18 protein-coding genes and 1 pseudogene are annotated in these 16,723 nt (G+C 42.4%); 9 read left to right on the forward strand and 10 right to left on the reverse strand.

Features of this window, described 5'->3' with window-relative positions; translation table 11 throughout:
* Nucleotides 1-132: 132 nt before the first annotated feature.
* Nucleotides 133-1,572, forward strand: a complete 1,440-nt coding sequence (gene glgA, locus RM368_RS31210; protein ID WP_322697643.1) for a glycogen synthase GlgA — start codon at nt 133-135, stop codon at nt 1,570-1,572.
* A 225-nt stretch (nt 1,573-1,797) separates the two neighbouring features.
* Nucleotides 1,798-2,358: a sugar O-acetyltransferase gene (locus tag RM368_RS31215; RefSeq protein ID WP_322697644.1), complete on the forward strand. Its 561-nt coding sequence runs from the start codon at nt 1,798-1,800 to the stop codon at nt 2,356-2,358.
* 32 nt (nt 2,359-2,390) lie between these two features.
* On the opposite strand, the gene RM368_RS31220 is transcribed toward RM368_RS31215, so the two are convergent.
* Entirely contained in the window at nt 2,391-3,662 is a 1,272-nt protein-coding gene (locus RM368_RS31220) for a HEAT repeat domain-containing protein (RefSeq protein ID WP_322697645.1), read from the reverse strand.
* 286 nt (nt 3,663-3,948) lie between these two features.
* Between RM368_RS31220 and RM368_RS31225 the strand changes: the two genes are divergently transcribed.
* The 3 genes from RM368_RS31225 to RM368_RS31235 are packed head-to-tail and all read left to right on the forward strand — an operon-like array spanning nt 3,949 to nt 5,493.
* A complete protein-coding gene (locus RM368_RS31225) occupies nt 3,949-4,188 on the forward strand; it encodes a hypothetical protein (RefSeq protein ID WP_322684926.1) in 240 nt (79 codons plus the stop codon).
* Nucleotides 4,189-4,220: 32 nt separating this feature from the next.
* Nucleotides 4,221-5,129: a HEAT repeat domain-containing protein gene (locus RM368_RS31230; protein WP_322697646.1), complete on the forward strand. Its 909-nt coding sequence runs from the start codon at nt 4,221-4,223 to the stop codon at nt 5,127-5,129.
* A 4-nt stretch (nt 5,130-5,133) separates the two neighbouring features.
* Nucleotides 5,134-5,493 carry a transcriptional regulator gene (locus tag RM368_RS31235; RefSeq protein WP_322697647.1) on the forward strand — a complete coding sequence of 120 codons (360 nt, stop codon included), beginning with the start codon at nt 5,134-5,136 and terminating at the stop codon, nt 5,491-5,493.
* A 54-nt stretch (nt 5,494-5,547) separates the two neighbouring features.
* Here RM368_RS31235 and RM368_RS31240 read toward each other — a convergent pair whose 3' ends face one another.
* From RM368_RS31240 to RM368_RS31255, 4 genes are all read right to left on the reverse strand, one after another.
* A complete protein-coding gene (locus tag RM368_RS31240; RefSeq protein WP_322672023.1) occupies nt 5,548-6,150 on the reverse strand; it encodes a HEAT repeat domain-containing protein in 603 nt (200 codons plus the stop codon).
* A 369-nt stretch (nt 6,151-6,519) separates the two neighbouring features.
* The gene (locus RM368_RS31245; RefSeq protein WP_322697648.1) at nt 6,520-7,014 is read right to left on the reverse strand and encodes a bleomycin hydrolase; all 495 of its coding nucleotides are present in this window, start codon (nt 7,012-7,014) and stop codon (nt 6,520-6,522) included.
* A 78-nt stretch (nt 7,015-7,092) separates the two neighbouring features.
* Complete coding sequence (locus tag RM368_RS31250; RefSeq protein WP_322697649.1) at nt 7,093-7,650, reverse strand: bleomycin hydrolase; 558 nt, start codon at nt 7,648-7,650, stop codon at nt 7,093-7,095.
* 352 nt (nt 7,651-8,002) lie between these two features.
* A complete protein-coding gene (locus tag RM368_RS31255; RefSeq protein WP_242060871.1) occupies nt 8,003-8,173 on the reverse strand; it encodes an NblA/ycf18 family protein in 171 nt (56 codons plus the stop codon).
* Nucleotides 8,174-8,475: 302 nt separating this feature from the next.
* Here RM368_RS31255 and RM368_RS31260 point away from each other — a divergent pair, with 302 nt between their 5' ends.
* The 3 genes from RM368_RS31260 (at nt 8,476) to RM368_RS31270 (ending at nt 10,818) form a co-directional block, all read left to right on the forward strand.
* Nucleotides 8,476-9,081, forward strand: coding sequence for a phycobiliprotein lyase (locus tag RM368_RS31260; protein WP_416212272.1), 606 nt, complete (start codon nt 8,476-8,478; stop codon nt 9,079-9,081).
* On the forward strand, nt 9,082-9,624 hold the full coding sequence (locus tag RM368_RS31265; protein WP_322697650.1) for a hypothetical protein: 543 nt from the start codon (nt 9,082-9,084) through the stop codon (nt 9,622-9,624). It abuts the gene before it with no gap.
* A 426-nt stretch (nt 9,625-10,050) separates the two neighbouring features.
* Complete coding sequence (locus tag RM368_RS31270; protein ID WP_322697651.1) at nt 10,051-10,818, forward strand: phycobilisome rod-core linker polypeptide; 768 nt, start codon at nt 10,051-10,053, stop codon at nt 10,816-10,818.
* A gap of 189 nt (nt 10,819-11,007) precedes the next feature.
* On the opposite strand, the gene RM368_RS31275 is transcribed toward RM368_RS31270, so the two are convergent.
* The 5 genes and pseudogenes from RM368_RS31275 to RM368_RS31295 form a co-directional block, all read right to left on the reverse strand.
* On the reverse strand, nt 11,008-11,925 hold the full coding sequence (locus RM368_RS31275) for an RluA family pseudouridine synthase (protein WP_322697656.1): 918 nt from the start codon (nt 11,923-11,925) through the stop codon (nt 11,008-11,010).
* 239 nt (nt 11,926-12,164) lie between these two features.
* Complete coding sequence (locus RM368_RS31280; protein WP_322697657.1) at nt 12,165-12,515, reverse strand: DUF952 domain-containing protein; 351 nt, start codon at nt 12,513-12,515, stop codon at nt 12,165-12,167.
* A gap of 123 nt (nt 12,516-12,638) precedes the next feature.
* Nucleotides 12,639-13,205: pseudogene (locus RM368_RS31285) on the reverse strand (HAD family hydrolase); the annotation flags it as partial.
* A gap of 92 nt (nt 13,206-13,297) precedes the next feature.
* Nucleotides 13,298-14,812, reverse strand: a complete 1,515-nt coding sequence (locus RM368_RS31290; protein WP_322697652.1) for a thioredoxin-like domain-containing protein — start codon at nt 14,810-14,812, stop codon at nt 13,298-13,300.
* A gap of 38 nt (nt 14,813-14,850) precedes the next feature.
* Nucleotides 14,851-15,468, reverse strand: coding sequence for a Uma2 family endonuclease (locus RM368_RS31295; RefSeq protein WP_322697653.1), 618 nt, complete (start codon nt 15,466-15,468; stop codon nt 14,851-14,853).
* Nucleotides 15,469-15,674: 206 nt separating this feature from the next.
* Between RM368_RS31295 and glsA the strand changes: the two genes are divergently transcribed.
* Nucleotides 15,675-16,589 (forward strand): glutaminase A, encoded by a 915-nt coding sequence (gene glsA, locus RM368_RS31300; protein ID WP_322697654.1) that lies wholly within the window; start codon nt 15,675-15,677, stop codon nt 16,587-16,589.
* The last annotated feature ends 134 nt before the right edge of the window (nt 16,590-16,723 follow it).

A 16,723-nucleotide genomic window follows, 5' to 3' on the forward strand; every position in this document is an offset into this window, starting at 1 on the left:
AATTGGGCAAGCCGATGTGATTAGATAATAATTGATCGCCGTTGCACTGATGTGCCAGACGCGACTTGTCGCGTTGGTCGGGATTTCAGAAAGTTAATTTGACAATATCGACTCAGGGAAGCAAAAATTACCATGCGGATTCTATTTGTTGCAGCAGAGGCAGCACCAGTTGCGAAAGTAGGAGGAATGGGTGATGTTGTCGGGGCATTACCCAAAGTCCTGAGAGAAATGGGGCATGATGTGCGGATATTCTTGCCTTACTACGGCTTCCTGCCAGACAAAATGGAAATTCCCTATGAACCCATCTGGTGGGGAGATGCGATGTTCCAGCATTTTGCAGTGTATGAAAGTATTCTGCCTGGTACTGATGTTCCCTTGTACTTATTTGGACATCCAGCCTTCATGCCGCGCCGCATCTATTCTGGAGAAGATGAAGATTGGCGGTTCACATTGTTTGCTAATGGTGCAGCCGAGTTCGCCTGGAATTACTGGAAGCCAGATATTATCCATTGTCACGATTGGCATACAGGAATGATTCCCGTATGGATGCACCAAGATCCTGATATCACCACAGTGTTTACCATCCATAACCTGGCTTATCAAGGGCCGTGGCGTTGGTATTTAGAGAAAATTACTTGGTGTCCTTGGTATATGCAAGGACACAACACAATGGCAGCAGCAGTACAATTTGCCAACAAGGTAAATACAGTTTCGCCTACATACGCCGAGCAAATTAAGACAGCAACTTATGGTGAAACATTAGAAGGTTTGCTGTCTTTTATTAGCGGTAAATTATCTGGGATTATTAACGGTATTGATACTGAAGTATATAACCCAGACAATGACAAATACATTGAGCAAACCTTTACTGCTGATACTTTAGAAAAACGCAAAGCCAATAAAATTGCTTTGCAACAAGAACTAGGATTAGAAGTTAATTCTAAAGCCTTTTTTATTGGGATTGTTACCCGATTAGTGGAACAAAAAGGCATTGATTTGATATTGCAAATCCTGGATCGCTTTCTATCTTATACAGATGCCCAGTTTGTGCTGTTGGGGACAGGCGATCGCTACTATGAAACTCAGATGTGGCAATTAGCATCCCGTTTCCCCGGACGTATGGCAACTTACTTACTGTATAACGATGCCTTGTCTCGCCGGATCTACGCTGGTACTGATGCCTTCTTGATGCCTAGCCGTTTTGAACCATGCGGTATTAGCCAAATGATGGCTTTGCGCTACGGTTCTGTACCCATTGTCCGCCGCACAGGTGGATTAGTTGACACCGTAAGCCATCACGACCCTGAAAATGCTGCTGGTACTGGTTATTGCTTCGATCGCTATGAACCATTAGACCTTTTCACCTCTATGATCCGGGCTTGGGAAGGCTTCCGTTTCAAACCGCAATGGCAAGAACTACAGCAACGTGGCATGAGTCAAGATTTTAGTTGGTATCAATCTGCTAAGGAGTACGTGAAGTTGTACAGATCGATTTACGGTTTGCCAGAAGAAGAGGAGACACCAGAACCAAAGTTAGTTTTAAACGAAGCAGTCGCCAGTAGTAAGTCCTAAACTGCTAGTAGAAGCGTACAGATGTGCGTTTCTACTAGTAACTTTGAATAACTCAAGTTGCTAGTTATGGATTCGGGCGATACCTTTTCTACGAGAGGCTTTGCCAACGCGTAGCTTGCTTCCCCAGAGGGGTACGCTAACGCAAAACTTTTCGGTCTACTGAAATTGAAATCTGGTTTAGTATTGTACTTCATGACCTGCAATCTGCTGTAAAGAGGCGTTATTGTGCTTAGTGAACGCGAGAAAATGTTGGCGGGAGAGCTGTATAACAAGCTTGACCCCGAACTAGTCCGCGCTCGCGACCGGGCGCGGGACTTGTGTCAAGACCTCAATGCCATGCGCTTTTCCCAACACGAGGAGCGTCAGCGTATCCTCCAAGAACTGTTGGGCACAGGAGGCGAGGACGTGTGGATACAGTCACCATTCTTCTGCGACTACGGGTTCAACATACTGCTCGGGAAGAAGTGCTTTTTCAACTTCAACTGCCTCGTGCTTGATGTCTGTCAGGTCAAAATCGGAGATTACACATTGTTCGGCCCAGGGGTGCAAATCTATACTGCCACCCACCCGTTAAACGCAAAGCTGCGCCGCCAGCAAGAGTTCGGCAAGTCGGTCGAGATCGGCTCTGATGTGTGGATTGGCGGCGCGGCTGTGATTTGTCCGGGCGTGACAATCGGTTCGGGGTGCGTCATCGGTGCGGGCAGTGTAGTCACCCACGACATTCCCACCGGAGTGTTAGCTGCTGGCAATCCCTGCCGTGTTATCCGGGAACTAACGGATATCTAGGCTGAATATAACTCCTAACTTCTAACTGCTAACTATTGAATACTCGTCGCTTTCGCCCTAATTAACCAGTCAGCATCATGAGCGCAAATTTCCCGGCCAGACGAGTCTCCTAAGCGGTCTAGTGCTAATAAACAAGCGTATTTCAAATCCCAAATCGGTGTATTCAGGCAAATTTTGATTTCAGGAATTGCTCGTGAATCACCCAATTCACCAAGAGCGATCGCACACGCCGCCCGAGATTTCTGAAACTGGGGTTCGCGGTTGTGCAAGTTTTCTATTAATAAATCGTAGGCGGGAGCATATTTCAGCCAGCCGAAAAGTTTCATCACATGATAATGAGCGCCATAGTCGTTATATGCTTTATCGCCATAAGTTGTTAACAATGCTGCTGGTGCATCTTGTGCATAAATATCTAGTAAGGTTTTTGTCGCTAAATAGCAACGTCCAAAATCGGTTTCGTAAAGTTCGTTAATCACAAAATCTAGAACAGGGGTAGCATCATACTCATGTACTAGGTCGAGGTCGTTGGGGCGATCGTAGAGTACTTGCTCTAAGTAAGGTTGAATTTCTGTAAAGGTAATTTCACCACTGGGAACGCCTGCATCCAAAAGCATCCGCAATGCTCGTAACCGGAATACCAGAGATACTGGACAACGAGCGATTTCTGGGATGGCTTTATAGTAGCGAGAATCAATCAAATCTTGAATGCAACCGCGTCGTGCATTGACGCTTGAACTTTGTAGTAGCGCCATTACTTCAGTAATTTGGGAGTAGTCACCCGTGAAGCGACAAACTGTAGCGATCGCCGCACTCCGAGTAGGTTCATCCTCAGATAAAGTAAATTTTCGTACACGTTCAAGGGACGGCTGATAATCAGCGTTAGCTAAAGTGTGAATAATGACTCGATAGATTTGACCTGGTTTATCCAGGAGTTGCGCCACTTCTTCGAGAATTTCTGGATCTTTAGTCCCGATTTCTCCGATTGTCCACACGGTATTTTCAACAGTATAAATATCATCATCTTTAAGACATTGCCGAATTACAGGTAAAGCTGATTGTGCCTGCAATCGTCCCAGACTTTCTACAGCTTTGCGTCGGACAATGCGGTGGTCTAACTCATCAGGGTTACTGTTTTCAATCGCCCGCACCAAAGCCGCGATCGATTGCTCAGTCGGAAAGTTAATTAAATGGGAAACAGCAATATACTTATCAGAAGCGTCTTCGAGTTGTTCTAATGGGGTATCAATAATTGCGATCGCTTCTTCTTCTGTTAGCCCAAACATTTTAAAAAAACGTTTATCCATTGATCTGTAAATTGCTCTTGGATAATTGCTTTGAAGTCACTTTTACTATCGTACTAGGGACTGGGTACTAGTTATTGGGCATTAGAAAATAATGTGTTGAGTTAGACTTTTGAAGATTTACATCAAAAAGCTTTACCAGTGGTAACGCGATCTGAGAAGATCGAAACATATACATTTGTCAGCTATTAGTTAGTTGTCTCTCTTTAACGAATAACCAAATACAAACATTTTTGGGAACAGCGATCGCACATCATTCATATAAACACATATTTAGGAAACAAAACTTATGGATGAAACTTCAGAACTCACAACAACCGATAACGTAACCGCTCAAGATGTCGCAGAAGTGATTGCAGAACTTGAGCAATATCGGGAACGTCTAGTTCAAGAAACTACGGAAACGGCAAAACGGGCTAAGTTGAAAAAAGTAAGCGTTATGGCAAACCTGGAGCCTGAGCTTGCCAAGATTGATTCTGCCCTCCAGGAACTCCGCGATCGGCAGGCTGCCCTGAGTGGCAGCAACTAGTCATTTGTCTCGATCGTTTAGCTAGAGATTATATGCTCAACTTTGAAACTCAATCCGGGGCAGATTCGTTAAATCTGTCCCATGCAGAAACTGACGCTTTATTTAAAGCGGTGAGCGAGCAATTAAGCTTAAACACCTTCAACTCGGATGACCAAGAGCTACTAAAGCGGATGGTTGAGAGTATGGGAGACTCACGAGGCATGGTTAGGTTGAGTTTTGCAGAGGCTTTGGGTAAAATCGGCAAACCAGCAACCCCTTTATTAATGGAAGCTGTGGCAAATCATCCCAACCCAGTTGTGCGGAGAGCCAGTGCTAAAACCTTGACACTGATTGCTGACCCGATCGCAGTTCCGACTTTGGTCAATGCCCTGTTAAATGATGAAGATATGGTGGTCAAAACCTCGTCGGTGGGGGGGCTTGCCAAAATAGGTGAGGCAGCTGTACCAGCATTGCTGAAAATCTTAGCGTCAACCGAGTATCCAGAAACTGCCAAAGGTCATGCCGTATGGGCGTTAGGATTTATTGGAGCAGAGGCGAAGGAGCATTTATATCGAGAGATTAACTCCGACTCGGCTGAAGTTCGGGCTGCGGTGGTGGGTGCGATCGCTAAAATTGCTCAAGAAGGCACTCAAGAAGGAGCATTTAATACTTTAATTAATGCCCTCAACGATCCATCTGAAATTGTCAGGTGTGAAGCCGCAGCAGCTTTGGGTAGCCTGACCTATCGTTCGGCAATTCCTAGTCTTGTTGAATTACTATATCATCCCGATTGGGAAACCCGAAAAGCAGCGGCTCTGGCATTGATGAAAATTGGCGATGGTGCTGCTTTAGAACCCCTGCAAGCTGCATTAACTGAGGAAGAAGAAGCGGGGGTTCAGGCCGTGATGAAGTTGGCGATTTCTCAAATTGAGAGGCAGTTGGAGGAGGAAGCTTGGGAATAAGGCGATGGACATTTACACTTCCAAGGTGATTAAGACTGAAGAAGAGTACGATCGCGCCCTAGCAATCGCAGAGCGCCTAACATTTTGCAAAAACCGGACTCCAGAAGAGCAAGCTCTGCATAAGCTGATAGTAACCCTGGTTGAAGCGTATGAGGCACAGAACTATCCAATGGATAAATCTGCACCGCATGAAATTCTCCAACACATTATGGAAGCCAGTGACACCCGTCAAGCGGACTTAGTAGGCATTATCGGGTCGAGCGGCGTAGTGTCTGAGGTTGTGAACGGTAAGCGGTCGATTAGTAAGGCACAAGCTAAGGCACTCGGAGATTACTTCAAGGTGATACCCAGTCTGTTTATCTAAATGTATCGGCTCTATTATGATTGATAAAAGTAGTTGTAAGAGCGATCGCTACTTTCAGTTATATTTAATCACTTGATCTAATCGGGGCAATGCGCTCACTGCTGACTCTCGAACATACGGATCGACAGATTCATCATTTGTCAATGCCGTTAGCACTTCTACCCCACGGATATCACCCATCGAACCAAGTGCATTGACGATCGCCACAGCCACCGCCACATTATCTATTGTTTTCAAAGCTTCAGTCAAAATCTCAAAGGCGGGAGATCCAATCTCACCCAGTGCCATTACGGATGCAATATAAACAACTGGATTTGGGTCATTGAGCGCTGTTTGCAATCCCTGTAAACCCTCATTTGGGAAGGGAACATCAGGATGATTAGCAGCAACCTGTGCTAGAGCTTTAGCACAACTACCTCGAATGGTTGCATTATCACTATTTACTAATGACTCTACCAGTAGCGGTACAGCATCTGTACCAATAGCACCCAGTGCTTTTACCGCAGCTCGCCGATAGGTGACATCTTCTTCATCTAAAATACCCATCAGCCGAGGAATGGTATTTTCATCACGGACATCAGCCAGTTCCCACATAGCTCGTTCCCGCAAATTGGGATTGGGGTGTTTTAACTGTGCAAATAGAGAATCTATTGTCATAAAAGAAAATTTCCCTGTTTAAATCCCCCAAGTTCAATCATTAATTACGAATTACCGAAGAAGAATTCAGAATTCAGGAGCCAGAATCCAGAATTGATTCTGTGCGACTGGATAGAGAATCGAGGTTTAATAAAGCCCCCGATTTTAATTGTAGAGAAGAAAAAATTCTTTCCGTGAGCGTTACCCTTGACTTCAGACATAGGGTATTCTGAATTCTGAATTCTGACTCCTTCTCATGAATTACGAATTATTAACAACAGAGGGACTCTTGGTCAATCACCCAACCTGATACAGGCAAAGCAACAGACTGAGAGTCCCTAAGTTTTAGAGTATGACGATCGCTCGTCTACGTCTAGTCAATCCCTATGACTATGAAAGAGAGTTGATTACGTAGTCGAGGAGATTGCGGAACTCAACCAACGCTTGAGGAGACAAGTCGCGAGGAGCGCAAGCGCGATCGCGAGTGTAAGTCATTGCGGTAACATAAGGAGCGGTGGGCAGATTCAAAGAGCGATAAACTTCGCGAGCACCTGCAATACCCCACTCATCCAGAGGGCCAGTACCGCCCACAACTAAGCTGTAGTTGATCAAGCGTAGGTAGTGCTTGATGTCGCGGAGGCACTTGTCTTTTTTAACTTGAGTGTCGCCAGCTTCACCATCTTGGCTTAGGTAAGGATATTTTTTGAAGGCAGCATCATAACCTTCTTTAGCTACGGCATCGATACCAGAAGCCAACTTTTCAGCAGCTTCTAAACGAGCATTAGCACGCTGAATGCTACCTTGAACGGATTCTAGATCGGAGGTGGTTGGAAAACGACCTGCTGCATCAGCAGATCCAATAACTGTAGTGATAACTGATTTCATTGCTTTTTATACTCCAGATTAGATTTGATCGAGTTTTAATTTCAGTTTGCTTGGCTAATAGCCTTTAACCATGAGCGATTAGCTCAGAGCAGAAATAACGCGATCGAAGTAGCTAGCAGCTTCAGCAGCTAGAGCAGAGCAGTCGCCTTGAACAACTTCTTGTTTGCGGAATCTTTTGCCAGCGTTAGCTTCAGTGTTGGTGTTGGTGATGTGAGCGACGCTGATCGCTTTCAGGATTTGGAAAGCCCGTACAGAAGATCCAGTGGGTACGCCCAAAGCTGTGTAGGTTTCTTTCAGACCGTTCAAAGCACGATCGTCTAATACGGAAGAATCACCAGCCAACAGCGCATAAGTTACATAGCGCAGAACGATTTCAGCATCGCGCAAGCAAGCAGCCATCCGACGAGTGGGGTACAAGTTACCACCAGCTTGAATCAAACCAGTGTTTTCACAAGCAATCCCAGCAATGGCATCAGAAACTGCACAGCTAGCGTTGCTGGCGATCGCATTCACTGCATCAAGGCGCTTGTTGCCTTCAGCGATGAAAGACTTAAGGGCTGCTAAGTCAGCACCACCGATAGGAGCGGTTTTAGCATCAGCTGAAATTACAGCTCTGGAAAAAGCATCAAGAACCATGAGTTCTCCTTAATATTCACAAATGGCGGATATTATTTTTGGCGTGTTCTCGATCAGATTAACTGCGAGTAGCCAAACAAAAACATAGGGGATCGATAGTGCCCTAGTCTTTACTATGAGAGACAAAGTAACAATCTGTAATATTTCTCTTGGGCATGGGGCATTGGGAATTGGGCATTGGTGAAGAAGCTTTGTAGGCGGGGTGCTCTTAGCAAAGAGTAAAACTCTTCTCCCTTGCGCTCTGCTTCCTGCCAATTCTCTAGCCCCCATACCCAAAAAATTAAGACTTACGCATTTTGATGGAACTCTCCCATTGCGTAAGTCTTAAAGAAAAAATTTGTTTTTTAGTCGATCAAGCTTGTTTTAGGAGATGTTTGACCAAATTATCTTTTACCATCATCTGCCGTAAAACTTCTAGTAAAAATTCTTGAGCTTCTTGTTGACTCAGATTTTTTACCTGATCTTTCAAATTTTGTAAGCGAAACTGTTGTTCTAAAGTTAATTCAACTGGAAAGTCCATCATTCACTCCTGTGATTGACTGCATCGAAGGGTATTTGTTGTTAGTAGAAGACGATCGCTTTCTATTATTCTAGCACGTGGATATTAAAGTGTCTACATTGTCAAGCTATAAGAAATCACACTCATAAAAGTTTACAATTGCATAACAATACCTCTAAATATCCTTTTTTAGGGTGTTTATTGAAGCTGGCCGCTAATCGCTGTAATGTTTAGAATGTTTATATACCAACTACTCTAAAAAGAAAAAACTCGCAAAACATCATCCGCAGGAGCAATAAGTAGGAGTCAGAAGATTGATAGACGCAATGGAATTTTTTCAGCTAAGTGCTGGTAAGTGGCGATCGCAACGTGCAACTCATCATCTGGCGTTCAAGCGCTCAGAGATAGGAGAATCGGATATACAGGTAGAAACTCTCGATGCTAATCATCCCGAAATCATTGAATTGTGCCGCTATCATGAGATTGACCCCAGCCTTTGTGTCGGTGGTTCGCGTGTGCGTTGGCTAGGGACAATGGCTTGGGATCGAGAAGATGAGGAGAATCATCAGGGGAAAACCATATTTGCGATCGTGCCTGATAGCGATAACCCAAGGCAAGGCAAATTACTCCGTGAAAGAGGTTATGCGGAAATAGTGCCTGTAGTTGGTCTTTTTCACATGGATGATGAAGATGGACTAGTGTTGACAACCGAATATGAAACAATGAGTTCCATTGAGCGATTCTGGTTCGCCAGCCCAAATATGCGACTAAGAACCAGTACAGTCAAAAGGTTTGGCGGCTTTAGCACTGCATCGTTTTGTAGTGAAAGCCGCATTGATTCTGTTGAGGCTTCTAGCTCAAAAGAAGTAACAGAAAGACAAGGAGCGGATATTTTAGAAAAAAGACAGTTTTATTCAGTTTTGGGCTGGTGAATGATTCTTAAGCAGAGCGATGCTTTTACTCGTGGGCAAGATTATCTGCGTCTGGTACAAGGATTTGCCTTAGAACCGGATATGGTGAATGTGTTTGATAACCTGCGCGATCGCATTCCCATTTGCACTTGGATCGGTGAAAATATTAACGCTGTGAACGCTCAGATCAACACCTATCTAGAAGTTTGTCATCAGTGTTTTCATCCCCAAGAGCGTCGCCACATCCAAATTTTTGCAGTCCCAATAGCTCAATCTTTTGGCATAGATGGGCTGTGCAACATTCTCACAAACCCAATCACTATTTTGATAGATGTTGGTCGAGTTGCACCTAAAGACTGGTTTGGTGTAGTCGTCCATGAATACGCCCATGCCCATTTAGGAGAGTTTGGTCACAATGAGCAATTTGCTAGCATCCTATCTCATCTATGCTTAGGACTGGGATTAGAACCACCCTACTGGGAGGCAGGAATGGAAGCAACTTTGCGTAGCTGGCCTTACTGCAAATCAACCATAGATCCCTTGGAATTTTGGATAGGTCGCTAAGTCGCTGAGGGAGGCAGGGGGAGAAATCAATTCAAAATTCAAAATTCAAAATTCAAACATTTTAGAACTTATGCCTCCTGGCTTCTGCCTTCTGCCTCCTCTTTCCCAATGCCCTATTAATTTCTTTTGCTAAATGTTAAAAATTATTGCTTCAGTTCAAAAAGGTGAAACTGAATCTCCTAATCTAAGATATGTGAATAAATTTTTTTAGTCATTTACGTAGTCATTAAGCTGGAAGTCTGATTACCTATTTATCGATCAGCTATGGGTTGAATCAAGCAGACTAATCATTTAGCTTACGAATACCTAAATCCCCCTTAGTTAAGTTTCGTGAAATTTTATCAGAATCTGAAGTTCTGATACAACTACTCCCTTAATATGTGATTAAAAGTTGTTAACTTTAATTAAGAACATGGAGGCTTTAGAGTGCCACTTCCTCTGTTAGAATATGAACCTTCAAGTCAAAATCAGCGTGTAGCTGGATACGAAGTACCTGGTGATGAACAACCCAGGATTTTTACTACAGACAATATACTTTCTCCGTCAGATTTAGGCGATCTGATAGAAGCAGCATATCGTCAAATTTTCTTTTATGCCTTTGCTGCCGATCGCGAAACATATTTAGAGTCTCAACTCCGTAATGGACAAATTACAGTACGGGACTTTATTCGTGGATTGGTGCTTTCCAATACCTTTAAGAAAAGCTTCTACGACCTCAACAATAATTATCGCTTTGTTGAGCAAGTAATTCAGCGGGTTCTAGGACGCGATCCATACAACGAGCGGGAAAAAATCGCCTGGTCAATTGTAGTCGCTACCAAGGGGATTGTAGGCTTTATTGATGAAGTGCTTAACACTGAAGAGTACCTGAGCAATTTTGGATACTCCACAGTGCCTTATCAGCGCCGTCGGATACTGCCATCCCAATCTGCGGGTGAGTTGCCATTCAACATCAAATCTCCGCGATACGAAGATTATCACCGTGCCAAACTGGGTTTCCCCCAAATCATTTGGCAGGTCGAAGTACGCAGATTCCTTCCACAAGAGCAAAAGCCCAAGGCTGGCGATCCAGCTTTATTCTTGGGTTTAGCACAAAGTATCAATGCAACTGGCAATGCTCCACAACGGATCTCGCCATACAACATCGATATCGAAAAGTCTGTACCTTATCGGCAACTGTCAGGAATTAAATAACGATTTTTAGTCGGTGGCTGGCTAGTACATTCATTCGATCGCTTTATAGCGTGCATAAGTCTTGGGTTATGTAGGAGTTTTATTTAGATATAACTAAATGAAACAAACTCTATCCCATGTCTAATGCACGCTAGTTGTTAATGGGGATTGGGGATTGGGGATTGGGGATTGGGGATTGGGGATTGGGCATTAAAGTGTAGTTCGTCTTTTTAGCATCTCTAAAAGTTTTGTGAAGTGGGCGGGAGGAGTCGCTGTCACCTCAATCAACTCCTCAGATAAGGGATGCTGCAATTTGAGTCGCCAAGCGTGTAGTGCTTGACCAGGTAAATTTACACCCACTGAATGCCCAGAACTATAAACTGGATCGCCGACAATAGGATGACCGATTTTGCTGCTGTGGACGCGAATTTGATGGGTGCGTCCAGTTTCTAATTGAAAGTGAATTAAGGTGAAGTTACCAAGGCGTTCTAATATTTTCCAGTGAGTGACGGCGACTCGTCCGCCTTGTTCGACAGGCATAACAGCCATTTTTTTGCGGTCTTGGGGATGACGACCAATGGGCAAGTCGATAGTGCCACTTTCAGTTTTTGGCGCACCGTAAACTATGCCCAAGTATTCTCGTCGTGCAGTTTTTGCTTTCAGTTGTGCTTGTAGATGATGATGGGCAATATCTGTTTTAGCGATCGCGATCGCACCCGTAGTATCCTTATCCAATCGATGCACAATTCCCGGACGTTGAACTCCGCCAATTCCTGGTAAATTAGGACAGTGAGCCAATAGGGCATTTACTAAAGTACCATCTGGATGACCGGGCGCAGGATGGACAACCAAGCCTGCGGGTTTATTGAGAATAAGTAACTGGTCGTCTTCGTAAAGGATATCTAAGGGGATATCTTCTGCAAGAAGTTCTAAAGGTTGAACTTCTGGTATTTCGAGAGTGATGCGATCGCCTACCTTGACATCGATCTTCTTGGATGTGCAGACTTGATCGTTAAGTTGGACATTACCCTGTTCGATTAACTGTTGGATGCGGGAACGGGACAAGTCTGGTAATTCTTGGGAAAGGTAACGATCGAGGCGATCGCCTTTGGTGTTGACGCAGTGTATCGTACTCTTAAGGGGAAGCAAGCTAGGTGTAGCATCCTCATGTGGAGTTGACAAGCGATCGCCCTTGGTGTTGGCAAAGCGATCGCTATTTTCTTGGATTTCTAAATTAAATTCGGTCACAATTGCTCTAGATTAATTCCCCTTCTTTAAGTAAAGCGCGGAATGCTTTAAATGGCTTCTCGTCTTTCTTCTTCTGCATCCTTGCCGTTCGTGTAGCGTGTCGCAGACAAGCTAATTCGTTATTCTAAATCTATAACTTCTTGCGGCAACTCAAATAAACCATCTTTCCCAGCTTCAAAATCAATCACCTGATACACAGCATCAATATTTAATTCACCATAAATATGAGGAAACAATTCGCCAACTTCAGCTTCTTCATAACGAATTTCAGCTTGGACTCGATCGGAATCAATAAACAGTAGTACCAATTCTTTTTGATTATCAAAAAATCTCTTTGCAACTTTGAGTATTTGCGTGGACTTTGAACAATGTATAAAACCTTCACTGTTTAAAGAATCAGCGCGATATCTACCGATATTTTTTGCTTGTTCCCATTGTTGGCCTTTGGTAATGTGGAGAATAGTGTTCATAGAAAATCTAGGAATTACTGCATGTTGTAATATTTTCAGGAAATCTTCTAAATTTGTAAAGTCTTTAATTACTTTGCTAGCACCTATATTTTTTAATTTAGTATTAGCTATTCCAAGAAAAGCAATATTCAATTGATAGGCTGCTTTGACATCCCAAACACCATCACCTACAAAAACAACTTTCTGAAATTTTTCAACTTGATAAACATTCTTCGCTTTGATAATAGCTGTCTTAATAATATCTTCTCGTGAAAGTGCATCATTAGCTGAAGCCAATGGAATACCTTCTATTTGTAAATTAGCTTTTTGAAGTTTTAATTTAGCAGATTCACACCAACCACCAGTTGCGATCGCAACACACCAATCAGGTTCTAGCTGTAATTTAACTAATACATTTGCAGCACCAGGAATTTCGTTGAATAAATCTTGGTTGTTAATAAACGCTTCCTGAAGTAAGCTAACAAAACGTGTTTTCAGTCTAACTATCTCTTCATCTGAAGGAAGACGTTCTAATTTTTCTTTGAAAATTTGTTGGGTAATTCCAGAATCCGTCGTGTATGCGTATTCAGCCCAATTCGTATTTATACCAAAAATATCAAACTCCAATGTAAAGGCTTGTACAAAACAATTTTCATCAATTTTGTTGGTATTTGTTAGTGTACCATCAATATCAAAAACGACTAATTTCATACGAGCGATCGCTAAATATTATTATTTAAAATTTCATACCCAGACGACGAAATACAAAGTTTTTATTTCTGCCTTTAAGGAAGATAATTCTTCTATAAATTAGGCGGAATACAAATATCCGGCGTGCATAAACCAGGAAATTTAAGCGTTATTACTTCAAAAGTATTCAAATCTACACAACGAATAGCATGATTATTGGTATCAGCAATATATAGATATGAATTTATACCACTCAATCCCGAAGGTTCAAAAAACCGAGTGTTTTTACCTTGACCATCTTGTAAACCCGCAGAACCATCTCCCAAAACTGTTTGACAATTCCCATTAGGGCTAACTAATTTAATTTTATGGTTATAGGTATCTGCCACCCACAAAAAATTCTGCGCGTATTCCACTCCTAAACAGTGTTGTAAACGTACATCTTCACCTTGTCCATCTACATCGCCAAAACCAAATAAACCACCACTACCGCAAACAGTTCTTACTTGATACGGTTTTACAATTCCCACACCACGAATTGAACTAACTTCACTGTCAGCAATATATAATTCTTGCTCATTATTAGTAATACCGCTAGGTTGAGCAAAGGCAGATTCAGTAAGTGAACCATCAATACACGCTTCTGCACCAGTACCAGCATAAGTTTTGATGATACCAGTTTCTAAATCCATTTCCCAAATTTGATGCGGCCCAGACATTGCAATAAATAGGGTATTTCCTACTTTCACTAAATCCCAAGGAGAATTTAGCGCGGTTTCTAAACCAGCACCGCCATGAGGATTGATATTACGGCTTTGTTCACCAGTTCCCGTAATAGTTTCGACGATTTGGTGCTTGAAATCAACTCGCCGCAACGCATGATTTTCTGTATCAGCAACATAAAGAATCTGATTTTCGACATCGTAAGCCATTCCTTGCGGTGCAAAAAATTGTGCTTCGTTAAACGAACCATCGGTTAAGCCAGATTTTCCAGTACCAATTAAATGTAGAATTTCACCGTCGAAACTACTCATAACTAGGCGATGATGTCCAGAATCAGCAATGAACAAACCCATTTGAGTAGCTAGAACTTTACCAGGAAAAGCTAAAGGTGTGATTAATGGTTGGCGCTGTTTTTCTAAAGTTAAGCTGATTTCTTGGAAATTAATTGTGCCTTTGTCTTGGTGTTGCTGAATTAACTTTTGAATCAACTCATCTAAAGTGTCACGATTTCCTTCACCAGAAATCTGGGCGATCGCGTAACCTTCTGGATCGATAATTATTAACGTAGGCCAAGCACGCACAGCATACTCTTCCCAAATCCGAAAACCTCTGTCAACTACAACAGGATGTTCAATGTCGTAGCGCAGAATAGCTTGGCGAATATTTTCTGTTTCCTTTTCGTTGTCAAATTTGGCAGAATGTACGCCAATAACGGTAAGACTATCTTTATATTTTTGTTCTAAATATTTCAAGTTTGGCAAAATATGCAGACAATTAATACAGCAGTATGTCCAAAAGTCTAAAATTATGACTCTACCCTTGAGTTGTTTAAGAGACAAAGGTTTATCGGTGTTGAGCCAAGAGTAATTTTGTGGTAATTCTGGCGCTCTGACACGAGGAATCATCTTTACTGTCTACTCTGATAATTTAGTAAAATCAATATTTATTGACCAGCATTAAAAACTTGTTCTGCCGTCAACTTTAACTCAGAGAAAGTAGGAGATATTATTTGATCGCTACCCCGAAACTGACTGACTTGGTATTCTCCATCAATTAGTTGATAAACTGAAATAGTGGGTTGTTTAGGATTACCAATAAATTTCCTAGCTCCTAAGGCGGCATAATCAACAATCCAATATTCAGGAATACCCATCTCTTCATAATCGGCAAGTTTCAGATAATAATCATCACGCCAATTAGTACTGACAACCTCAATTACTAAAGGAATTGATGTACCCTTAGTCACAATAGAAGATTTTTCCCAAAGAGGCTCATCAACCAAAGCCACATCATTTAATATTAATACATCAGGGAAATAACCTGATTCTCTCTCCGGTGGTTTTACAATTGCTTGATTGGGGATAAAGTAGGCGAGATTTAATCGTCTAAACTCTAAAGTCAATTCAGCAGATGAAAATCCTTTTATCCTTTCATGTTTCCCAGTTGGCTGTGCCATTTCGACAATTTCCCCATTATGTAGTTCGTAGCTTACCCCAGAGTTTTCGGGATACCAGGTGATAAATTCGTCAAAGGGAACTATTTTAGGTAAGGTTTGGGTCATAACAATTGATTACTGTAGATTGTGCTTTTATTCTAGAGTGCTGTACCTTCCTCGGTTTCTTACTTCCAATTTGATGAAATAAGCCGATAAAAAATAATGATATATTGCCGTGTGCTGCTACTAGAGGCTTTGACAAGCGTACGTACAATTATAAGAAATCACTGTTACTTGCTATTTAATAAATGAACTTTTAGAAAATTTATACTTTGAAAGGACTTGACAAACTAACTATTACGGACTTATGCGCCTGGGTTCAACTAGCTAAAATTCAGGTTGAACACGGAAAAGTTATTGATCGCATTCCGCAATTGGCTAAAGCTAATCCTGATTGGTTTGCAGTTCATATCTGCTGTGAATCTGGACACACCATCAGCTTTGGGGATACAGCTTGTGTGTTCCCGCTAATGAGTGTGATTAAGACATTTTCTCTACTTTATCTGCTGAAAAATTTTGGAGCAGAAACAGTTTTTGGGTGGGTTGGGGTGGAACCATCAGATGCGCCCTTCAATTCTTTAGAACAATTAATTAACGATCGCGGCCATCCCCGCAACCCCATGATTAATAGTGGGGCAATTACTTTGTCTGATAAATTACCAGGAAAGGACGCGAACGAACGCACTTTTTTATTTTGTCAATGGCTCAACCAATTAGCAGGTTGTCAACTATGGTTAGATGAGACGATGTTGGCTTCGGTGCGATTAACCCGTTCAAAAGCCAATGAAGCGATCGCTAATTATCTCGCCCAAGCCGATCATCTAAAAAATATTGAAACAGCACTTGACACCTACGAGCAAATATGCTGCATATCTGGGCGAGTTGAAGATTTAGCCCTCTTAGGAAAACTTCTAGCTTTTGACAATGGCTGTATACCATCACAAAACCGTCGAATTGTCAACGCTGTGATGTTAACTTGTGGACTTTATGAAGCTTCTGCCGAGTTTGCAGTCAGAATTGGTTTACCAATGAAATCAGGAATTGGTGGTGGGCTTGTAGCAATAGTACCAGGAGAGGGAGCGATCGCTTGTTACAGTCCAGCTTTGGATAATATTGGAAATCCTGTAGGTGCGATCGCATTGGTTGAAGTTTTAGCGCAAAAGTTACAGTTGAGTATTTTTGGTTAATTCTGGTTTTTCTGGATCGGGAGCGGTTGTTTTAGATAACGGCGTAGATTCAGAATTTGGTGTTACCTATGGTTCTAGTGCTTGTCATTACCAACATCTTTTAAACTGACTGGGTGATAAAATCAGCAGCCCAA

The sequence above is a fragment of the Nostoc sp. DedSLP03 genome (genome assembly GCF_034530815.1).
GTDB lineage: Bacteria > Cyanobacteriota > Cyanobacteriia > Cyanobacteriales > Nostocaceae > Nostoc.

Bases quoted from the DNA above. Each gene is read 5' to 3' on its own strand.
- RM368_RS31240 (WP_322672023.1), bottom strand. From the start codon at position 6,150: ATGACAATAGATTCTCTATTTGCACAGTTAAAACACCCCAATCCCAAT.
- RM368_RS31280 (WP_322697657.1), bottom strand. From the start codon at position 12,515: ATGAACACTATTCTCCACATTACCAAAGGCCAACAATGGGAACAAGCA.
- RM368_RS31250 (WP_322697649.1), bottom strand. From the start codon at position 7,650: ATGGTTCTTGATGCTTTTTCCAGAGCTGTAATTTCAGCTGATGCTAAA.
- RM368_RS31265 (WP_322697650.1), top strand. From the start codon at position 9,082: ATGATTCTTAAGCAGAGCGATGCTTTTACTCGTGGGCAAGATTATCTG.
- RM368_RS31235 (WP_322697647.1), top strand. From the start codon at position 5,134: ATGGACATTTACACTTCCAAGGTGATTAAGACTGAAGAAGAGTACGAT.
- RM368_RS31290 (WP_322697652.1), bottom strand. From the start codon at position 14,812: ATGATTCCTCGTGTCAGAGCGCCAGAATTACCACAAAATTACTCTTGG.
- RM368_RS31295 (WP_322697653.1), bottom strand. From the start codon at position 15,468: ATGACCCAAACCTTACCTAAAATAGTTCCCTTTGACGAATTTATCACC.
- RM368_RS31230 (WP_322697646.1), top strand. From the start codon at position 4,221: ATGCTCAACTTTGAAACTCAATCCGGGGCAGATTCGTTAAATCTGTCC.
- RM368_RS31220 (WP_322697645.1), bottom strand. From the start codon at position 3,662: ATGGATAAACGTTTTTTTAAAATGTTTGGGCTAACAGAAGAAGAAGCG.
- RM368_RS31225 (WP_322684926.1), top strand. From the start codon at position 3,949: ATGGATGAAACTTCAGAACTCACAACAACCGATAACGTAACCGCTCAA.
- RM368_RS31260 (WP_416212272.1), top strand. From the start codon at position 8,476: ATGGAATTTTTTCAGCTAAGTGCTGGTAAGTGGCGATCGCAACGTGCA.
- RM368_RS31255 (WP_242060871.1), bottom strand. From the start codon at position 8,173: ATGATGGACTTTCCAGTTGAATTAACTTTAGAACAACAGTTTCGCTTA.
- glgA (WP_322697643.1), top strand. From the start codon at position 133: ATGCGGATTCTATTTGTTGCAGCAGAGGCAGCACCAGTTGCGAAAGTA.
- RM368_RS31245 (WP_322697648.1), bottom strand. From the start codon at position 7,014: ATGAAATCAGTTATCACTACAGTTATTGGATCTGCTGATGCAGCAGGT.